13 protein-coding genes are annotated in these 19511 nt (G+C 59.8%); 3 read left to right on the top strand and 10 right to left on the bottom strand.

Annotated features, from left to right (window positions below):
- Positions 1–12: 12 nt before the first annotated feature.
- A complete protein-coding gene (locus tag DJ564_RS15855) occupies positions 13–549 on the bottom strand; it encodes a hypothetical protein (protein WP_109631150.1) in 537 nt (178 codons plus the stop codon).
- Between the two features lie 139 nt (positions 550–688).
- On the opposite strand from DJ564_RS15855, the gene DJ564_RS15850 reads away from it, so the two are divergent.
- Positions 689–922, top strand: coding sequence for a hypothetical protein (locus DJ564_RS15850; protein ID WP_109631148.1), 234 nt, complete (start codon positions 689–691; stop codon positions 920–922).
- Positions 923–934: 12 nt separating this feature from the next.
- Here DJ564_RS15850 and DJ564_RS15845 read toward each other — a convergent pair whose 3' ends face one another.
- Entirely contained in the window at positions 935–2857 is a 1923-nt protein-coding gene (locus DJ564_RS15845; RefSeq protein ID WP_109631145.1) for a PAS domain-containing sensor histidine kinase, read from the bottom strand.
- 146 nt (positions 2858–3003) lie between these two features.
- On the opposite strand from DJ564_RS15845, the gene DJ564_RS15840 reads away from it, so the two are divergent.
- Positions 3004–3756, top strand: coding sequence for a DJ-1/PfpI family protein (locus tag DJ564_RS15840; RefSeq protein WP_109631142.1), 753 nt, complete (start codon positions 3004–3006; stop codon positions 3754–3756).
- On the opposite strand, the gene DJ564_RS15835 is transcribed toward DJ564_RS15840, so the two are convergent.
- The 3 genes from DJ564_RS15835 to DJ564_RS15825 all read right to left on the bottom strand — a co-directional run bounded on the left by DJ564_RS15835 (position 3737) and on the right by DJ564_RS15825 (position 8690).
- On the bottom strand, positions 3737–4633 hold the full coding sequence (locus DJ564_RS15835) for a zeta toxin family protein (RefSeq protein WP_109631139.1): 897 nt from the start codon (positions 4631–4633) through the stop codon (positions 3737–3739). The two genes, DJ564_RS15840 and DJ564_RS15835, sit on opposite strands and share 20 nt — an antisense overlap.
- Positions 4634–4761: 128 nt before the next feature.
- Positions 4762–7041, bottom strand: coding sequence for an ATP-dependent DNA helicase (locus DJ564_RS15830; protein WP_109636048.1), 2280 nt, complete (start codon positions 7039–7041; stop codon positions 4762–4764).
- The gene (locus DJ564_RS15825) at positions 7038–8690 is read right to left on the bottom strand and encodes a VRR-NUC domain-containing protein (RefSeq protein ID WP_109631136.1); all 1653 of its coding nucleotides are present in this window, start codon (positions 8688–8690) and stop codon (positions 7038–7040) included. The genes DJ564_RS15830 and DJ564_RS15825 overlap by 4 nt, the downstream gene beginning before the upstream one ends.
- A gap of 187 nt (positions 8691–8877) precedes the next feature.
- Here DJ564_RS15825 and DJ564_RS15820 point away from each other — a divergent pair, with 187 nt between their 5' ends.
- A complete protein-coding gene (locus DJ564_RS15820) occupies positions 8878–9102 on the top strand; it encodes a YgdI/YgdR family lipoprotein (RefSeq protein WP_109631133.1) in 225 nt (74 codons plus the stop codon).
- Between the two features lie 61 nt (positions 9103–9163).
- Here the strand turns inward: DJ564_RS15820 and DJ564_RS15815 are convergent, their stop codons facing one another.
- The 5 genes from DJ564_RS15815 to DJ564_RS15795 all read right to left on the bottom strand — a co-directional run bounded on the left by DJ564_RS15815 (position 9164) and on the right by DJ564_RS15795 (position 19489).
- Positions 9164–9526: a hypothetical protein gene (locus DJ564_RS15815; protein WP_109631130.1), complete on the bottom strand. Its 363-nt coding sequence runs from the start codon at positions 9524–9526 to the stop codon at positions 9164–9166.
- A gap of 209 nt (positions 9527–9735) precedes the next feature.
- A complete protein-coding gene (locus DJ564_RS15810; protein ID WP_109631127.1) occupies positions 9736–11589 on the bottom strand; it encodes a polyurethanase in 1854 nt (617 codons plus the stop codon).
- 97 nt (positions 11590–11686) lie between these two features.
- Entirely contained in the window at positions 11687–13375 is a 1689-nt protein-coding gene (locus DJ564_RS15805) for a polyurethanase (RefSeq protein ID WP_109631119.1), read from the bottom strand.
- Positions 13376–13399: 24 nt separating this feature from the next.
- Entirely contained in the window at positions 13400–16447 is a 3048-nt protein-coding gene (locus DJ564_RS15800; RefSeq protein ID WP_109631116.1) for an autotransporter serine protease, read from the bottom strand.
- Positions 16448–16531: 84 nt separating this feature from the next.
- Positions 16532–19489: an autotransporter serine protease gene (locus tag DJ564_RS15795; RefSeq protein WP_109636046.1), complete on the bottom strand. Its 2958-nt coding sequence runs from the start codon at positions 19487–19489 to the stop codon at positions 16532–16534.
- Positions 19490–19511 lie beyond the last annotated feature (22 nt).

Raw genomic sequence — 19511 nt, 5'->3', positions numbered from 1 at the left:
TGCATGTGCGGATCAGCCGCCAGGGTTGGTCACCTGAATGTAAACCGCGTAGCTGCCCAGCAAAACCCAGAACGTCGCGAAGATCCATGGCGTGCGCACGGAAAACAGCAGCGATTTACGATAGCCCTTGTGGGACGATTCCATTTCGCTGAAAAGCGGCGACTCATCGTAAGCCAGCCCCATCAATGGCTCGCTGCGCAACAACTCACTCTGCTTGAAGTGCCAGTGATCGATGATGTCGTAGGCTGCACGAATCCCCGGCCAGGCGTTCAGCGAACTGAGCAGCCCAAGCAACGCAAGGAACGGCGGCACCACCAGGGTGAAGAGTTTTCCCCACTCGGGATTGAGGTTGGACATGCAGGACGCGAAGGCAATTACAAGAAACGATTGCGCTGCCAGGTAAGCATCGGTTCGATTGGCGAGGATGCTGGTTTCGTACTGGATTTCCCGGCGGTAGAAATCCAGGCGCTCCTTTGGTGAGCCGAACATCTTGGCGTTGTGCTCGGATAAAGCTTCTTCGGCGGCAGGTTCGGTCAGTATTCTGGGCACGGGACATACACATGGGCTGGGAAAGCGTTTAGAAGAAACCTTTCCGAGTAAAGTTCAGCCGGACTCAATGCGCGTTCGCTCGAACGCTACTTCGCCGCCGTGGTCCCCTCAGATACAGACTCTGACTTTAAGGACACGCATGGACTCTCTTGATTGGGTGCAATGGCCGGCAATGCTGGTCACGGTGCTGGCAGCGTGGTTGATCGGCTCACAAACACCCTCGCGCAGGGTGTGGGGCTTCAGCTGTTTTATCGTCAGCAACCTGCTGTGGGTGATCTGGGGTTACCACACCCACGCCTATGCATTGATCGTGTTGCAGTTTTGCCTGTGTGCCATGAACTTGCGCGGTTTCAGGAAGAACGCGAACGGCTGAGCGCAGTGCCAATCATTTCATGGCCAAGGCAATGACCTCCACCAGATTGAGTTGGGTATAAGGTTTGGACAAGCGCGGGAGTTCGGTCGCGAAACCTTCCAGGCGCTCGGCATAACCCGTGGCGAGAATAATCGGCAGGTCTGGCCTCAGTGTCCGGATGGCTTTCGCCAATTGCGCGCCATTCATTTGTGGCATCGCCATGTCGGTAATGACCAGGTCAATGTGCTGCTCGGTGTTAAACAGCTCCAGCGCTTGTACGCCGGACACCGCACTGAGCACCCGATGGCCGAGGTCCTCCAGCAGCAAGCCGGTACTGGTCAACACCAGGCTGTCATCGTCCACGACCAATACGCACAATTGAGCCACCGGTGGTGCTTCCATTTCCGCTACAGCGGGTTTGATGACCGAATTAGCGGTGGCTGCGGGTATCCAGAGTTCAGCGGTGGTGCCTATGTCCTTCTGACTCTTGAGAATGAATCGCCCGCCCAATTGCTCGATAAAGCCGTGGACCATCGACAACCCCAACCCCGTGCCCTTGCCCACGCCTTTTGTGGTGAAAAACGGGTCCATGGCCGAGGCCAGCGTGGCCTCATCCATCCCTTCTCCCGTATCGGTGACACTCAGGCAGACATATTGGCCGGCCTCCAGCATTAACGTTGATTGATCGGGGATTTCTTCGGTCCGGGTACTGATGATGATTTTGCCGCCGTTGGGCATGGCATCCCGGGCATTGGTGGCGAGGTTCAGCACCGCCAGTTCGAGTTGATTGACATCGGCCACGACCGGTACGAGGTCAGGGGAAAAGCGTGTTTCGAGCTGTACGGAAGGCCCGAGAGAGCTGCGCAACAGTCCGCTGATCCCTTCTACCAGCGCAGGTATCTCAACGGATTCGGACTGGAGTTCCTGACGCCTTGCGAAAGCCAGCATGCGCTGGGTCAGGGAAACGCCACGCAAGGCACCCTGGGTGGCGTTATCCACCAATCGAGTGACTTTCGGATCTTCTCCCACGCGTTTGCGCACGATTTCCAGGTTGCCAAGGATGACGGTCAGCAGATTGTTGAAGTCGTGGGCAATGCCTCCACTGAGTTGGCCGATGGCCTGCATCTTCTGCGCCTGGAACAGCGCTTCACGGGTTTGCTCCAGGGCCTTCTGTGCAAGCGTGGCCTCGGTGATATCACGGGTGATTTTGGCAAAACCCAGCAACGTACCCGTTTCGCCCCAGATCGGATCGACCACGACATGGGCAAAGAACCGTGTACCGTCCTTGCGCACGCGCCAGGCCTTGTTTTCGAAGCGACCCTCCCGCGTAGCCGTCTCCAGCGCGCGTTGCGGTTCCCCGGCTTCGCGGTCTTCAGGGGTGTAGAAGATCGAAAAATGCTGGCCGATGACTTCTTCGGGCCGGTAGCCCTTGATGCGCTGGGCTCCAAGGTTCCAGTTGGTCAGGCGTCCATCCGGGGCGAGCATATAGATGGCGTAATCGGTGACGCTTTGAACCAGCAAGCGAAACTGCTGCTCGCTTTGCTTGAGGGTTTCCTCGGCCATTTTGCGGTCGGTCAGGTCACGGGTGATCTTGGCAAAACCCAGCAGCTTGCCGTTCGGATCGATAATCGGATCGATCACAACGTGGCACCAGAAGTGCGAGCCGTCCTTGCGAACCCGCCAGCCTTCGCTCTCGAAACGGCCTTCGCGAGTCGCCGTATCCAGTGCACGCTGGGGCAAGCCGATGCGTCGGTCTTCTTCGGTATAGAACCGCGAGAAATGCTGACCGAGAATCTCCGCCTCTTCATAGCCCTTGAACCGCTTGGCGCCAGCGTTCCAGCTGGTGATGATGCCATCGGGGTCAATCATGTAAATCGCATAGTCCACCACGGCATCAATCAGCAGGCGAAAGCGCATTTCCTCGATAGATTTGGTTTTGGACTGGATATCGCTCATCGATCACACCCGTGACTATTGTTTTGTGGAGTATGCGACAAACCGAGGACTTGGTAAGCCAGAAAACGGTCGTGCACTGGAGCATAGCGCTCAGACCACCTATTCTCGACGCCAAACGCCATTCCTGGCGGTTTCAAGGCGCCCCGATGATTCTGATTCTGTTACCGACTTGCGACTACGATCCCACTGAGAGCAGCGTTCCGTGGCAAGCCATGCGCCAGGCCGGCATCGAGGTGCGCTTCGCGTCACCCGAGGGACTGCCCGCCTACGCCGACTCGCGCCTGGTGGACATCGGCTTCGGCCCATTGAACCCGCTACTGATGACACGCAAGGCCGACCTTGCCAGCTACGCCCGGATGATCGAAGACCCGACATTTCGCAATCCGCTGTCCTATGACGATGTCGACCCCGGCGAGTTCCACGGGCTGCTGATTCCCGGCGGACATGCCAAGGGCATGCGCAGCCTGTTGGAGTCCGAGCAGGCCCGACGGATCGTCCTGCACTTTTTCAAGGCAGACAAACCGGTCGCAGCGGTCTGTCACGGCGTGCTGCTGCTTGCCCGCACGCTTGACCCCGTCTCCGGGTTTTCAGTGTTGCAGGGTCGCAAGGTCACCGCATTGGTGGCCAATGCCATGGAACTGCCTGCCTGGGCAATCACCGCCGCCTGGCTCGGACGCTACTACCGAACCTATCCCCAAACGGTCGAAGCCGAAGTCACCGCAGCACTGTCCAGTCCGACGGATTTCCTGCGTGGGCCATTCCTGGCAGTGCGTGATTCGGCGGACCGGCCACAACGAGGTTTCGTCGTCCGTGATGGCCAGTTGCTGACCGCTCGCTGGCCGGGAGACTGTCATCGCTTCGCCGCCGAATGGATACGACTTATCGGTACACGTGTTTGACGATGTAGGCGTACAGGTCGTTGTAGACGAAGTCAGGGACAAGCTGGGCGTAGGTTTGAGTTTTGAGTAACGCCAAGTGGCACTCCTTGATCATTTCGTCACGCTCGGCAGGGGTGTAGATGTCGTTGTTGATGATGTTGCCATAGGCGCTGTACAGGTTCGGCGCTGTCGAGGGGGTGCCATCGACAGCCTTGGTGTAGGTGTTATGCAGACGCAGTGCCCTCTCATTCAATACGCCGAGGCCGCGTTCATACACGGAGATTTGCGAGCCGCTAACAGCTTTCGAGGCGACCTCAAAGGCCAGAATGATCGCTCGCGCATTGCTCATGCTGGCGTCGAGGTCCTTGTAGGTGACAAATCGTTCAAGTTCACGGCTTTCCAGGCTTTTAAGTGCCCGCTTGATACTCGATACGTGAGCGAATTCCTGCGTGCAGGCAACGATGTGCGTTTCGAACTGGTAGTCGGCCGCCGTCGCCAGTGGCGCAAACGTAGCGAAACGGATGTCGTCGAACGCGCACTCCATGATGATGTTGTATTTGAGGGTAAAGGCTTCGGTGAAGATCTTGGTGCTGACTTCCAGGACAAAGGCCTCTGTATGTTCATAGGCATGCAGGACACTGATCTTGATCATCTCCGCGTATTGGGGGTGTTTTTGTCGATACTTGGGCAGGTAGAGGCGAACATAATTTTCGTAGCGCTCGGACGGGAGAAGTTTATTTTCCAACAGAAAGGTTTTACCCGACCCTTGCAATCCGGCAACCACCAGAATTTTGGGCGTCACCTCGGCCGTTTTACCGCGAAACAGCTCGGTTTTTATTTCATTGAATGCGGCGGTAACTTGCTCAGAGGTGTAAGCGTAATTCGGTGCAGCTGACATACCTTGATCTCCTTATCAAAGAACCGGCTGAAAAGTGATGCCGGCCCTTTGAATAAAGCTCGTACTCCCCGATTGTTCAAATGAGCGAGTCTTTCAAGATATGTCACTGTTTTTAAAGGTAAAAAAACCTACGCAATAGAGTGAAAATGCGTCGGCTCAACCGCCCACCAGCGCGGCAACAATTGTTTAACCTTGCTATCGCCGAAGCGGTCATCAATCAGCATCACCACGCCTTGATCCTGCTGGGTGCGGATCACCCGCCCTGCCGCCTGCACCACTTTCTGCACCCCGGGATACAGGTAGGTGTAGTCATAACCGGCACCGAAAATCGCCGCCATTCGATGTTTCATCTGCTCATTGACCGGATTGAGCTGCGCCAGCCCCAACGTGGCAATGAACGCACCGATCAGGCGTGCGCCGGGCAAGTCGATGCCTTCGCCGAACGCGCCGCCCAGCACCGCAAAACCGACTCCCCGGCTGTGCGCCGTGAACTGATCGAGAAAGGCCTGACGTTGCCCTTCCGCCATTCCCCGGGACTGTGACCACAGAGTGATTTGCGGGTGTCGTTCGGCCATTAACTGCGCCACTTGCTGCAAATAATCGAAGCTGCTGAAAAACGCCAGGTAGTTACCGGGGCGTTGGCTGAATTGCCGGGCGATCAGTTCGACAATCGGCTCGAGGGACGCCTGACGATGGACAAATCGGGTAGATATCTGGCTGACGATGTGCACTTTCAACTGGTCGGCATGGAACGGTGATTCCACATCGATGCACACCGTGTCCGGCGGCGTACCCAGCAGGTCGGCGTAGTAATGCCGAGGGCTCAGCGTCGCGGAGAACAGCACCGTGCTGCGCGCAGCGGTCAGGCGCGGGCGGATGAAACCCGCCGGCACCACGTTGCGCAGGCACAGTTGCGAGAGGTTTTGTTTGCGCTCGAGGTCGCGCTTGCTGATGTCGAACAGGAACTGCTCGTCGAAGAGCTCGGCCACGCGACAGAACTGCAGCATGTCGAAGTAAAAACCCTGCAAGGCGCTGTCCAGGCCCTGGGGGTGGTCGTTGAGATAATCGCCGATGCTCGCGCTGCACGACGACAACGCCTGAAGGAGTTTTTCCGGTGCCTTGTCGTACGCCTGATACGGGGCCAATTGCAGGTTATGCAGGGCATTCCACTCACGATTGACCCGCTGCAACGGTTTTTTCAGCGCATCCGGTGCGGTTTTTCGTACCCCGTTGAGGGTCGACTGATCGAGTGTGGCGCTGTACATCTGCCGGCCGCGTTCCACCAGGTTGTGCGCCTCATCCACCAACACCGCGACTTTCCAGTTATTGGCCTGGGCCAGCCCGAACAGCAACGCACTGAAATCGAAGTAGTAGTTGTAATCGGCGACCACCACGTCTGCCCAACGGGCCATTTCCTGGCTCAGGTAATAAGGGCAAACCTCATGCGCCAATGCCACCTCGCGCAATGCGTTCTGGTTCCACAGGCTCAACTCACTGGCGGCTTGGCGGGCGGCTGGCAAACGATCATAAAAACCCTGGGCCAACGGGCAGGATTCACCGTGACAGGCTTTGTCCGGGTGTTCGCAGGCCTTGTCCCGGGCGATCATCTCCAACACCCGCAGTGGCGGCGCATCGGCGCTATCAAGGATCACTTGCGCGGCGTCCAGCGCCAATTTGCGACCCGGCGTCTTCGCCGTGAGGAAGAACACCTTGTCCAGTTGCTGCGGTGCCAAGGCCTTGAGCATCGGAAACAGCGTGCCCACGGTTTTGCCGATGCCTGTCGGTGCCTGAGCCATCAGGCAACGACCGGTGCTGACCGCTTTGAACACCGATTCCGCCAGATGCCGCTGCCCCGGACGAAAGTCGGCATGGGGAAACGCCAGTTGCTGCGCCGCGTGATTGCGCGCCGCGCGATGGGCCATTTCCTGTTCCGCCCATTGCAGGAACAACTCGCCATGATGCTCGAAGAATTGCTGCAGTTCCCCGGCGCTGAAGGCCTCGACCAGGCAAGTTTCCTCTTCGCTGACGATGTCGAAGTACACCAGCGCCAGATTGATCTGCCCCAGGTCCAGCTTCTGACACATCAACCAACCGTAGACCTTGGCCTGGGCCCAGTGCAATTGCCGGTGGTTGGCCGGCTGCTTGCTCAGGTCGCCGCGATAGGTTTTGACTTCTTCCAGGCAGTTTTGCGCCGGGTCATAGCCGTCCGCCCTGCCCTTTACCTTCAAGGTTTTGTACAAACCTTCGAGGGCGACTTCGCTTTGATAGCCTTCGCTTCGACGCGAGGCGACGGTGCGGTGCCCGACAATGCCCTCCAGCGCGGTCGGAGACGGGGTGAAACGCAGGTCGAGGTCGCCGACCTTGGCGGTGAATTCACACAGCGCCCGCACCGCAATGCTGTAGCTCAAGCGCTCTGCTCCGCCCATTGCACATAGCAGACGGCGATCGGCATCTGATGTTCGTGACAGAACTCCAGCCAGCGCAATTGGTTGTCTTGCAGGCGATCGCCGGGGCCTTTGACTTCGATCATGCGGTAGGTCTTGTGCTGCGGCCAGAACTGGATCAGGTCGGGCATGCCGGCACGGTTGGCCTTGATGTCCAGCAGCAGACGGTTGAACCAGTGCTTGAGGTGTTCGGCGGGCAGGCAATCGAGCGCCTGATCCAGCAGTTCTTCGCTCAGCGCGCCCCAGAACACGAAGGGTGACTGCACGCCCCACTTGGCGACGTAACGTTCACGAATTGTCTCTAGATAGCGGCCGTCATCGAGTTCGGCGAGACACGCCTCAAACAAATCAGCTCGACGCGCATGGAAGTCCTCGTTGAGCAAGTCCACCGGCCCGCGCTGGAACGGGTGGAAAAACGCTCCCGGCAACGGGGCAAAGATCGCCGGCCAGCACAACAGCCCGAACAATGAGTTGATCAGGCTGTTCTCGACGTAATGCACCGGCGCCGAATCCTCCGCCAGATGCGCCTGAACGTAATATTCAACCGACAGCGCCAGATCGGTCCTTGGCAACTGAAGGTCCAGGCGCAGCATTTCCCGGGGGGACGGCCGCTTCATCGCCGGCCCGCCCAGTTTGCGCCGCAGCCTGGGCAACACACGCAGCAGATGCTGATGCTCGGTGGCGCTTTCCGGCGATTGTTCCGCGTGCATGGCCAAGTGCAGGGCCAACTGATATTCACCGCAGCGCTCCAGCACACGAATAAGTCGCACGCGTGCGCCGGGATAGACGCAGTCGCGGTAAATCGTCAGCGCCGTGGAGAAATCCGCCATGCGTTCGCAGTGCTGACCGATCTGGAACAACAACTTGCCGCGACGTCGTTGCAGCCAAGGGTTATCGAGTTGCAATTCGTTGATCTGCTCGACAATGACCGCCACGTCTTCACCGGCCTCGAAACGTTGCTGGCAGTGATGCAGGAACAGGCAGGCGTCCACGTCTTCACGGCAGCGCAAGCCTCGGGACTCGACGCAGAACTCGACTTTCTCATAGGTAAAGATGCCGAGATCGGCCAGCACGAACTCCGACCAATCCTGATACAGGTTGCCGAAGAACATCAGCCGCAAGCGGTCACACAGGTCCATAAGAGTCAACGTGAACAGTCGGTCGTTCAGCTGCGGGCACCATTGCGCGAAGCTTTGTGCTTCGCAAAACTGCTCGCTCAGGAACGCCAGCCATTCGGTCTTCTTGCCTTTCGGTTGCTCAATGACCGCACCGAAGCAGTGAAGAATCTCGGCCTTGAGCAGAACGTCGAACAGTTCCTCGATCTGCAACGGCGACTGATCAGAGATCCAGCCTGCCGCCAGCAACGGCTCGGCAGCGCTGGCAATGTCACCGATTTCGAGGTAACTCAATTTGCCGGCCCTGAAATGCAGGCCCTTGCGCATCACCATCCTGACCAGCAGCGCCCGGGACTCGCGGGGTTGCCGACGGAAATCACGGATGAAGGCTTGCTCCTCGACGCTCAGCACATCGGCATAGCGATGTTCAAGCCAATCAAGCACTTGCATGAAGTTGTTCAAGTAATAGAACGGGTCGTCGAGAGGATTTGCAGTCACAGGGAAAAAGGGCCATGGCAAGCGAGTACTGGTTATGCGTACAGATACCAGCTACGGCGTATCCTGTGCAAACGGAAAAGGATAAGCGGCGGCGCTATTTGTTTATTTTCAGGTGGCCATCGAACTTTCTGCCGTTCCACGGCACCAACCGGCATAGCGGCTTATTTCAAGCATTTGAGAGGTGGGTATGAATATCAAGACTCTGGGTTTGCCTTTGGCAGCGGCGGCCTTCCTGGCCCTGGCCGGTTGCTCCACGCCAACGGTCGTGACGTTGCAGAACGGCACCCAGTATTTGACCAAGGACATGCCGAAAACCAAGACCAAGGACGGCTTCTATGAGTTCGAGGATATTTCTGGCGCGAAAGTGAAGGTCAATGCCAACGACGTGGCCACGGTTCGCGAGGAAGACTGAGGACCGAGTCATCGTTCATCGCGGGCAAGCCCGCGATGTGTCCCTCACAGACGCCAAAAGCCTAAGGCATCCACGGCGTGCTGTTATCGCACGAAATGAACTTCCCCCCTCGCCTTCTCAGCTCTTCATTAATCTTCTGGCAGCGGTCATATTCCTGCTGCATCGCGTGATCGATGCTGATATTTCCGGTGATCTCCGGATGCTTTTGCTCCGAGCGAAAGGTCACAAAAGGCTGCTCCGGCTGGAGCTGAAAGCGGCTTTTCTCTTCAAGGGGTTCGACGGTTTCCGGCGATGCCGGCGTCGGCAGTTGATCTGGCGTCATGCCATAGCGGCTCAAAATCGAGCTGTGAGGCAACTCCGCGGTGGCGCTTGCCGATAACAGGGCCAGTGCCAATCCGATGAGGTGCTTCTTGCTGTTACTCACGTTCCTTAATCTCCTGATCCAGTACTCAATCCTGTTGTTGCAAGGTATTGGAGTCCGCAGGTGACTGTTGGGTCACGAATTCAGGCAGGTTTACCGCGTTATCGTTCTTCGCGGGCAAGCCCGCTCCCACAGGGATCCTGCAAACTCTGGAGATCCAATGTGGGAGTGAGCCTGCTCGCGATGAGGCCCTTACTGGCGCCACATCAACATCAGGCGATTACAATCCCTGAGCCAGCCAAACTCTCCAGCCCAACCCCCACCAACGTTACCGAATCAGCGCCAAACGTCAGCACCGTATCCTGCCCCACCGCCGTGGCATGAGCCCGATAGTCATCATTCGGCGCTACCCCCTGAACCCCGAGGAACACCAGCTTGTCGTTTGCCTGATACCCCAGCACCCGGTCCTGGCCGAACGCACCGCTGAACAGGAACGTATCGATCCCGCCTCCCGATTCCATCAGGTCATTCCCCGTCCCGCCGACAAACACATCGTTGCCCTGGCCGCCAATCAAATGATCGTTGCCGTCCAGACCAAACAGCCAGTCGCCCGTTGCATGCGCCTTGAGCGTATCGGCCCCCGCGCCGCCCTTCACCGATGACGCGTACGCGGTCAGGTTGTTGCCGACCGCCAGACCATTGGCCGTCACGCTGTGCGTCACGTCATCCTTGAACAGCCCCCACAGGAACCCCGGTTCCTTGGTGACAATGCTGCCGATGTCCCGGGTAATGCTGATGCCGCCACTGGCATCACGGACGTAGAGGTTGCCCGTGCCGTCATTGGCAAAATCGAAACTTTTCACCGACTGCTGCAAGTCCAGCACGTTGCTGCCCTTGCCCCCCAGCAGGATGTTGTAGCCGCCACCGTCGCGGAAGCTGTCGTTGCCGTCCCTACCCTCCAGGTAGTCGTTGCCCTTGCCGCCCTGAATCAGGTCGTTGCCGTCGCTGCCGATGATGAACGTGCTGCCCTTGTGAGTTTCAGCGTTGCGATTCAAGTCCTGAACCCAGGTGTTGGCGCGCGCCGGGTCCGAGAGATTGGCGACGATGATCGTCGAGTCCTTGCTGGTGAGGTCGTAGAACTTCGATTCGATCACCCTGTTCATGCCGTCGCCATAGGCGGTCGGCAAGTGCGAAATCCAGGTCGGGATGTTGAGGATGGAGAACGGCAGCACATTCCACGCTGTCGAGGCGTAGTGGTCGTTGAAACTGACGATGTTATCGGTCGCCGAAGCCTTGGCGGCATCGTGCACGCCCACCGACGACAGGTTGAAGGATGATCCGTCGAGGGCACGAAACACCGGGTCGTTTTCATAGCCGACGTTGAGCACTTTGTCGGTGCTGCTCTGGGTCGGGGACGCGTAGGCGATGTAGTTGGAATCCTTGTAGAACCCGGACCACTTGTCCGTGCTCAAGTCAGCCAGACTGTTGACCGCCAGCCCGCCGAGGCTGTGGCCGCTGACCAGCACGTTTTTGCCCGACAGGCCATTGGTCTGGGCAAAGGCCATGACGTCGCCGAGCAGATTGCCAAAAGCTTCGCCCACGTAGTTTTTCGCATAATCCTTGGGGCCGAGCGCCGCCAGCAGATCGTTGATCACGTCGCCGATGGAGTCGCTGATCAAGGTTTCTCGCGGGCCGCTGGTGCCGCGAAAGGCGATACCGATTTCGGTCAGATGGCCCTGAGCATCGTACTTGCCGAGGATCTCGACCTGCGCGCTGGTGTACCCGGCCTTCTCGCCGAAGAACGTTCCGCGAGCGTCGACCTTGCCGTCATAGCCCAGTTGCGAGGCGGTGATGGGTGTCCAGCCGGCTTTTTGCACGGCTTCCAGTGCGGCTTTTTCCGAATCGGGGTTCCATGGAATGCCCGGGATTACGCCCTGGGAATCGGTGCCGCCCAGAAGCGCGGTGACCAGGGTCGCCGGCAAGCCAAGGCCGAAGCCGTTGTGCTGGTAACCGGTGGCAAAGCCGTTGTCGAGGTTGTGATAGGAATACAGCGTGATCGCCATCGCGTCGGTGAATAACGCTTTGGAATCGGCTGTACCGAAGTTTTTGTAGTCATACACACCCATGGGTATTGCCTCTCTCTTTGTTGGAATTGTCAGAGATAGCTCACAACCAGGACGCCTCGCTCCCGAGGCGCCCCGGAGCATTTAGTGCATGCAGCCTTTACGCAAACGTAATGCCTGAAGCCGACAGGCCGTCCAGCCCCACGCCTACCAGGGTCACGGCAAAATCGCCAATCTTCAGCACCGTGTCATGACCCGACTGCGAAGCGTGTTGCTTGTAGTCGTAGCCCTGCCCCGCGCCCTGTACGCCGAGGAACACCAGCTTGTCGTTGCCCTGGTAGCCATTGATCGCGTCAAAACCGAAGGCGCCGCTGAACAGGAAGGTGTTGTTGCCACCCGAAGCCTGCATCACGTCGTTGCCCGCGCCACCGACAAAGGTCACCTGGCTTTTGTCGCTGCGCAGCAAATCGTCGCCGGCGTTACCGAACAACCAGTCGCCGTCGACGCTGGCCGCCAGTGTATTGCCGTAGGCGTCACCGTTGAGCGAGTGGTTGTAGTGGGTCAATTCGCTGCCATTGAGCAAGCCATTGGCGGTGACGCTGTAAGTCACCTCCTTGCTGCCCCACCATGAACCCGGCTCCTTGCTCACCAGCGCGCCGATGTCGCGGGTCATGCTGAGGCCGCCGTAGGCATCACGCACGTACAGCGTGCCGTCGCCATCGTTGGCAACACTGAAGTTCTGCAACGGCTTCTGCAACTCGAAGGTGTTGCTACCCTTGCCGCCCAGCAGAATGTTGTAGCCACCGTCATCGCGAAACCGGTCGTTACCGTCGCGACCCTCGATGAAGTCATTACCGGCGCCGCCCTTGAGCAAATCGTTGCTGTCGGTACCGATGATGAAGGTGCCGCCAGTGTGCGGCTCGCCGCTGCGGCCGAGGTCCTCGACCCAGATGTTGCCCCGGGACGATTCCGCCAGGTTGGACACGATGAGCGTCGAGTCCTTGTCGGTGAGGTCGTAGAAGCGCGAGTCGATCACCCGGTTCAAACCGTCGGCGTAACCCAATGAGCCGTGGGCCGACCAGTTCAGCGGATTGAGGATGCTGAACGGCACCAGGTTCTGCGCCGTGGACGCGTACTGGTCATTGAAGTTGACGATGTTGTTAGTCGCCGAGTCCTGATGTCCATCGTGCTTGCCCAGGGAACCGCTGCTGAACGTGGTGCCGTCGAGCACCCGGAAGACCGGGTCGTTTTCGTAGCCGATATTCAGCACGTTTTTGCCCGTGGCGCTCTGGGTCGGCGAAGCGAACGCGATGTAGTTGGCGTCCTTGAAGAACCCGCCCCAGTTGTTGCCGCTCAGTTCGGCGAGGCTGTTGACGCCCAACCCGCCCAAACTGTGGCCGCTGACCATGACGTCTTTGGCGCTCAGGCCATGGGCTATCGAAAACGCGGCAACGTCCTTGAGCAAGTTGTCGAAGGCGTTTTTCGCGTAGTTCGTCGCGTAATCCACCGGGCCGACGGCGGCCAGCAGGTTGTTTTTCATGTCACCGAAGGTGTCGCTGTACCCCAGGCCGCCGGTACCACGGAAGGCAATGCCGATACCGATCAGCTTGCCCGCCGCGTCGTACTTGCCGAGCACTTCGGCTTCGGCGCTGGTGAAGCCGTCCTTCTCGCCATAGAAGGTGCCCTGAGCACCGACCTTGCCTTGATAACCCAGCTGCGTAGCGCCAATCGGCGCCCATCCGGTAGCCGGCAGCGGCTGACCGGTGGGCGTGTACGCGTACAGCGTCAGCGCGATGGCGTCGCTGTACAACGCCTTGCCATCTGCATTTTTGTAATCAAACAGTCCCATGTTGTTTGCTTCCTTTGCGTGAATTCAGAACTGCCAATCGAGTGTCAGACCTACACCGTGGTCTTTCTCGTTGGAGCCCAGCAGGCCGTTGTAATCCAGGCTCACACGCACATCCTGCGCCACCGCCAGACCGGCCCGCGCACCAATGACGGCGGCGTTACGATCCAATGACACGCTCTGCACGCTGAACCCGGTGTTGCCGTTGGCAAAGGCCAGGTGGTCTTCGGAACGGGTGTTGCTCAGGTTGTGCTGCCAGCCCAGAGTGCCAGACAGTTCCAGCTGCTGTTTGTCCGACAGGGCAATGGCTTTGCTCGCCCGCACACCGAGGGTCGAGAGCACGGCGTCTCGGTTGTCTTCGCCCCCCTTGAGCGCGGCGGCATCACCTTTCTCGGTGAAGCTGTCGCGGTTGAGGTGCACGTAAGCCAGGTTGGCGAACGGTTCCAGTGCCAGCGGTTGCAGGTCCAGGCGATACGCGGCTTCGGTGAACAGTTGCGCGGTGGTCGCATCGCGCTTGGATTTCTGTTTGCCGCTGACGTCGCCGAACTGCAGGTCACGTTTCACGTCGATGCGATGCCAGCTGTAGGCGCCGCCGACGCTCAAACGCAGTGAGTCGATTTCATGGCCCAGGTAAGCGCCCAAGTGGTAGCTGTCGACAGAGGCAGATGAATGCGTGCCATCGCCCATGCTCAACGAACTGTCGCTATAACCGGTGACGAAACCCAGCCGCGTATCTTCAGTGATCAGACCGTCGACACCGGCCAGCAAGCCGCCGATGGAGCTGTTCGAGCTGGCGTTGTCATGCCCGCCATCGCTCTTGCCCCAGGCGCCGAGGACTTTGACCCAGGCGTTGCTGCGGTCATCGGTCGGTGCCGCGGCATCGAACAGATCACGCTCACGCAGGCGTTCGCCGACGGCGTCGCGCAGGTAACGGCTGTCGTTGATCAGCAACGTGCCGATCGCCGGGTGAATCTCACCGGAGAGTTGCTGGAAGGCTTGTTGTGCGACGGCGGCGGTCGGCGACAGCAGCAGGGTTTCATAGAGCGCGTTGCCCGCGCCCAATTGCTCGGCGGCAGCCGCAACCGCACGTTGGTTCGGGGTTTGGCCGACGCTGGCGAAGGACGCGGCGTTGCGCTCTACCGCCAACTGAATGCCAGTGGCCGAGTAGTCGAGCGCACCACCAATGAACAGGTAGTTCGGCAGGACCGCGCCAAACCGCCCTTCGATGCCGCCGGCTGCTTGCAGAATGTTGTATTGATTGCCGAGCAGGGATTGCACTTCGCTGGTGGTCAGCAAGGTCGGGCTGTTTTCCAGGGACAGGCTGACGGTCGCGCCGTCGATCACGGCTTTACCGCCCGCGACGATCTGGTCGCTGCTGGTCGGCGACAACTCCACGGCGTAAGTCGAACCGGGCTCGAAAGTCACGTCGCCCGATACCTGCAAGGTGCCGATGGAATTGCCCGGCGCCACGGTGCCGCCGCTTTTCGCGGTCAATGCGCCGATGCGGCCGTTACCGCCGAGGATCCCGCTGTCATTGACGGTGACCGACGAGAGCAGCGAGCCGTTGATGGCCAATCGGCCCTGATTGACCAGGGTCGGGCCGGCATAAGTGTTGGCGCCGGTCAGCACCAGCGTGCCGATGCCCTGCTTGGTCAGGCCGCCATGGCCGGAAATGTCGTTGCGCCAGACGTCCCGCCCACACTGCACGTCATTGCACACGCGCTCGGTCGGTTTGCCTGCATCGATGATCGCGCCGATGCCCGGCAAGTCCGCGACAAACTGGCTGGAACCGTAGGCGCCCTGGATGCGGAACTCTTCGGGAATGTCTTGCTCGGTGACAAACATCCCCGGGCCATCGATGCCTTTGCGCAGGTTGATCATGCCCCAGCCGTACAGCGCGTCGACACCCGGTGCGCCCATGTCGGTGGCCGTGGTGCGCAGCACGCTGGCGACCTGGGCTCCGGTCATGTACGGGAAGCGCTCCATCAGCACCGCCACCGCGCCCGCAACGTGCGGCGCCGCCATGGAGGTGCCATTTTTGTTGGCGTAGCCGATGGTCATGTTATCGGCATTGGTGCCACCGATGACGGCGCTGAAGATCTTGCTGCCCGGTGCCGACACGCAGAAACTCGCGGTGTAGCCGCAGCGCGACGAGAAGGTGCTGATGTTGTAGAGGTCCGGACTGTTCAGGTCCGGGTTCTTCTGCAAGGCCGCGACGGTCATCCAGTTCGGCGCGATTTCCGGGACGAAATAGCCCAGGCCGGCGATGGCGTCCGGGGTATTGAGGTTGTAGTCGTTGCCGGCGGCGAAGATCGTCACGATGCCGCTGCGAGCGGCTGCAATCGCACCATCGTAGGCACCGCCCTGGCGTGTGCCGAGGATGGGTTGGATCTGATTGAACTGCAGCTGCGCGTCCTGCACGGTGAAGTGCGGATACGCCGGGTCACGGCCGCCCAGATCGAAACGATCGGTGATGCCGATGCCCCAGCTGTTGTTGATGATCCGTGCGCCGCTGGCGATCAACGCATCCCAACCGGCCTTGTACACCGCGCCGTCGTTGCCGAGGATGATCCCGTCTTCGGGGCCCGGATCGCCGTTGTCGGCACTGATGATCTGCGCGTTGTACGCCACGCCGTGCATCGGGTTGCCGTCACGGCTGCCCGCGGCGATCCCGCCGACGTGAGTGCCGTGGGAGCCGAGCTTGCCGTCGTAACCGACCGAGGGTGAACCGTCATACACAAACGCATCGCCGGCTTTGACCGGGATATACGGGTCGGTATATTCGCGGATACCACTGGTGACCAAGGTGACCACTTTGTTGGCACCGGAAAACTCCGGATGCTGGGCGTACACCGGCTGATCGAAGATCCCCAGTTTCACGCCTTTGCCGCTGTAACCGGCGGCATAGGCATCCTGAGCGTTGATGGCGCCCAAGCCCCAGTCCGCGTTGAATTCGGCGCTGCGCCAGCTGTTGGGATCCCCTGCTCGACCGCTTTCCACGTAGGGCGCCGCTTGTGCGGTGCCTATCGAGGCCAGCGCGCAGAGCAAGGCAAGGTTGTTGTACTTCTTATTCATCCAGCTACCGTCCTTAGTTGTGTTGCGAAATCCTGTGCCTTGAAAAGCACACTTTCATGGTGTGAAGCTGCTACAAGGGTCGCGTCAGAACTGCCAATTGAGGCTCAGCCCTACGCCATGACTTTTCTCGCGGCTGGCCAGTTGGCCGGTGTAATCGAGGTTCACGCGAACATCCCGGCTCAGGGCCAGGCTGGCATGGGCGCCTATCAGCGCCGCGTCACGCACCATTGGCGAACCTTCCACCGAGAACGCCGTGCTGCCGCTGGCAAATGCCAGATGTTCTTCAGCATCGGTATTGCTCAGGTTGTGCTGCCAGCCGAGGCTGCCGCTCAGGTCTAGTTGCTGCTGGCTGGACAGGTTCACGGTTTTCAACGCGCGCACGCCCAAGGTGCTGAGCACCGCATCCCGCGTGTCGCCACTGCTTTTCAGTGCGGCGCCATCGCCTTTCTCGGTGAAGCCTTCGGTGTCGAGGTGCACGTAAGCCAGATTGGCAAAGGGTTCGAGCGCCAGCGGTTGCAGGTTCAGGCGATACGCCGCCTCACCGAACACTTGAGTGGTGCCGGCATCGACTTTAGCTTTCTGTTTGGCGCTGACGTCGCCGTATTGCAGGTCACGTTTGACGTCGGCGCGATGCCAGCTATAGGCACCACCAGCACTCAGGCGCCAGGCGCCCAACTCGCGGCCGGCATAGGCACCCAAGTGATAGCTGTCGACCTTGGCCGATGAATGGGTGCCCGAGCCCATGCTCACGGAACTGTCGCTGTAGCCCGTGACCAGACCGATGCGGGTTTGCTCGTCGATCGCGCCATCGACACCGGCGAGCAAGCCGCCAATCGAGGTGGTGTAACCGGCGGTGTCATGGCGGTCGTCGGTCTTGCCCCAAGCCCCCAACGCTTTGATCCAGCCATTGCTTTGAGAACCTTTAGCGTCAATCAGTCGCTCACCGACCGCATCACGCAAGTAACGGCTGTCGTTGATCAGCACCGAGCCCAACGCCGGGTAAATTTCCCCCGACAACTGCTGGAACGCCTGCTGTGCGGACGTTGCGGTGGGCGACAGCAGCAGACTTTCGTAAACCGGATTCCCCGCTCCAAGCCCTTCCACAGCTGAGGCAACGGCGCGCTGATTCGGCGTCTGGCCGACGCTGGCGAACGTCGTATCGTTGCGCTCCACACTCAGTTGAATACCGGTGGCGGCGTAATCGAGGCTGCCGCCAATGAACAGATAGTTGGGCAGCACCGCACCGAACTGACCTTGAATGCCGCCGGCCGCTTGCAGGATGTTGTATTGATGACCGAGCAGGCTTTGCACTTGGTGGGTGCTGAGCAAGGTCGGGCTGTTTTCCAGCGACAGGCTGACTGTCGCGCCGCTGACGGTGGCCGTGCCGCCCGCGATGATGCGGTCGCTGTCGGTCGGCGACAGCTCCACCGCGTAGGTCGAACCGGGGGCAAACGTCACGTCGCCAGCGACCTGCAAGGTGCCGATGGAATTGCCCGGCGCGATGGTAGCGCCGCGGTTGGCGGTCAGGGCGCCGATTCGTCCCGACCCGCCCAGCGTGCCGCTGTCATTGACGGTCACACGGGATGCCAGCGAACCGTTGACCGACAGCAAACCGCCATTGACCGTGGTTGCCCCGCGATAGCTATTGTCACCGGTCAGCATCAAGCGACCGGCACCGGACTTGATCAGGCTGCCTTCGTAGACCCGGTTGGCGGCGGCTGAATCGCGAGCCATGCCGACGGCGTAATCCGTCTGGTCCTGTTGGCTGGCACCGGCCGGCACACCGTTCTGCCAACCTTTGATGCTCAAGGTCTGTTGCCAGGCACTGCGTTCGGCGGTGTCTTCGCTCTGCCGCTGGATCAATGCGTTGTCCGAGATGTCGTTGCTCCAGACATCGCTCTGCCCTGCCCCCAGATTGGCGTCGAAGCGCCCAAGCAATTGCCCCGGCCCGCGCATCGCCCGTTCAAGGTTGGCCACGCCCCAGCCGACGCGGGTATTCGGCGCCTGGGTGACAGAACCGTCGAGTTGGGTGGCGGTGGTCAGCAGGGTTTCCAGCGCCTGCTGGTTGGTCATGTACGGATAGCGTTCCATCACCAACGCCAAAGCGCCGGTGGCGTGTGGCGCGGACATGGACGTGCCGGACTTGATCGCATAACCGCCGTCGGGAATGGTGCTGTCGATCTTCGCGCCGGGGGTGGTGATGCACCAATACTTGGCGATGCCGCACTGGTTGTACTTCTGTTGATTGCTTTGATCCAGCCCCGAAACCGCCAACCAGTGACCCTCCAGGTCCGGTTCAAAATACGGCAAGGCCGAACGCACGCTGGCATTCGGGTAGCCGCTGTTGCCGGCGCTGAACACGTTGATCACGCCGCGTCGGGAAACGCCCGCCGCTTCGTCTAGCCAGGTGCCTTTGTTCCAGTGCTGCGCGTAAGCGGCGTGCAGATCGCCGAGGGTGCGATAGCTGACGTCCGGCGGCTGACTGCCCCAGCTGTTATTGATCGCACGCACGCCAGCGTCGGCCAAGGCGTTATAGACCGCTTTGAAGTAGTGCGGATCCGGATTGGGACCAAACAGAAAACTATCGTTCTTGTTGGTGTTGCCGACGTAGACCTGCGCGTTGTACGCCACGCCGTGCATACCGGTGCCATCGCGGGACGCACCGATGGTGCCGGCGACGTGGGTGCCGTGGGAGTCGTTGTTGGCGTTGAGGGTGCCGTCGACATTGAACAGTGAACCGTCGACGTAACTGCCGCTGGCCAGCACCGCGTGGTAACGGTCGGTGGCGAATTCGGGGTGGGACGCATCGAAGCCTGAATCGAGCTCGCCGATTTTTACGCCTTTACCGGTAATGCCGGCGGCGTACGCCTGATCGGCCTGCATGCGGGCCAGACCCCAATCGCGCTGGAATTCTGCGGTACGCCAACTGGCGGCATCGCCCAGGGTGCCGGTTTCCTGATAAAGCGCCTGGGCCGAGCCGGGCGCTACTGAAATCCAGAGCAACAACGTGCCGACCGACATCGGCTTGATCTGTACGTCCATGTTCATCACTTCTCGCTTTTTT

The sequence above is a fragment of the Pseudomonas sp. 31-12 genome (assembly GCF_003151075.1).
In the GTDB taxonomy this organism is placed as follows: Bacteria; Pseudomonadota; Gammaproteobacteria; order Pseudomonadales; family Pseudomonadaceae; genus Aquipseudomonas.
This window is presented reverse-complemented; position numbering and strand designations above follow the sequence as displayed.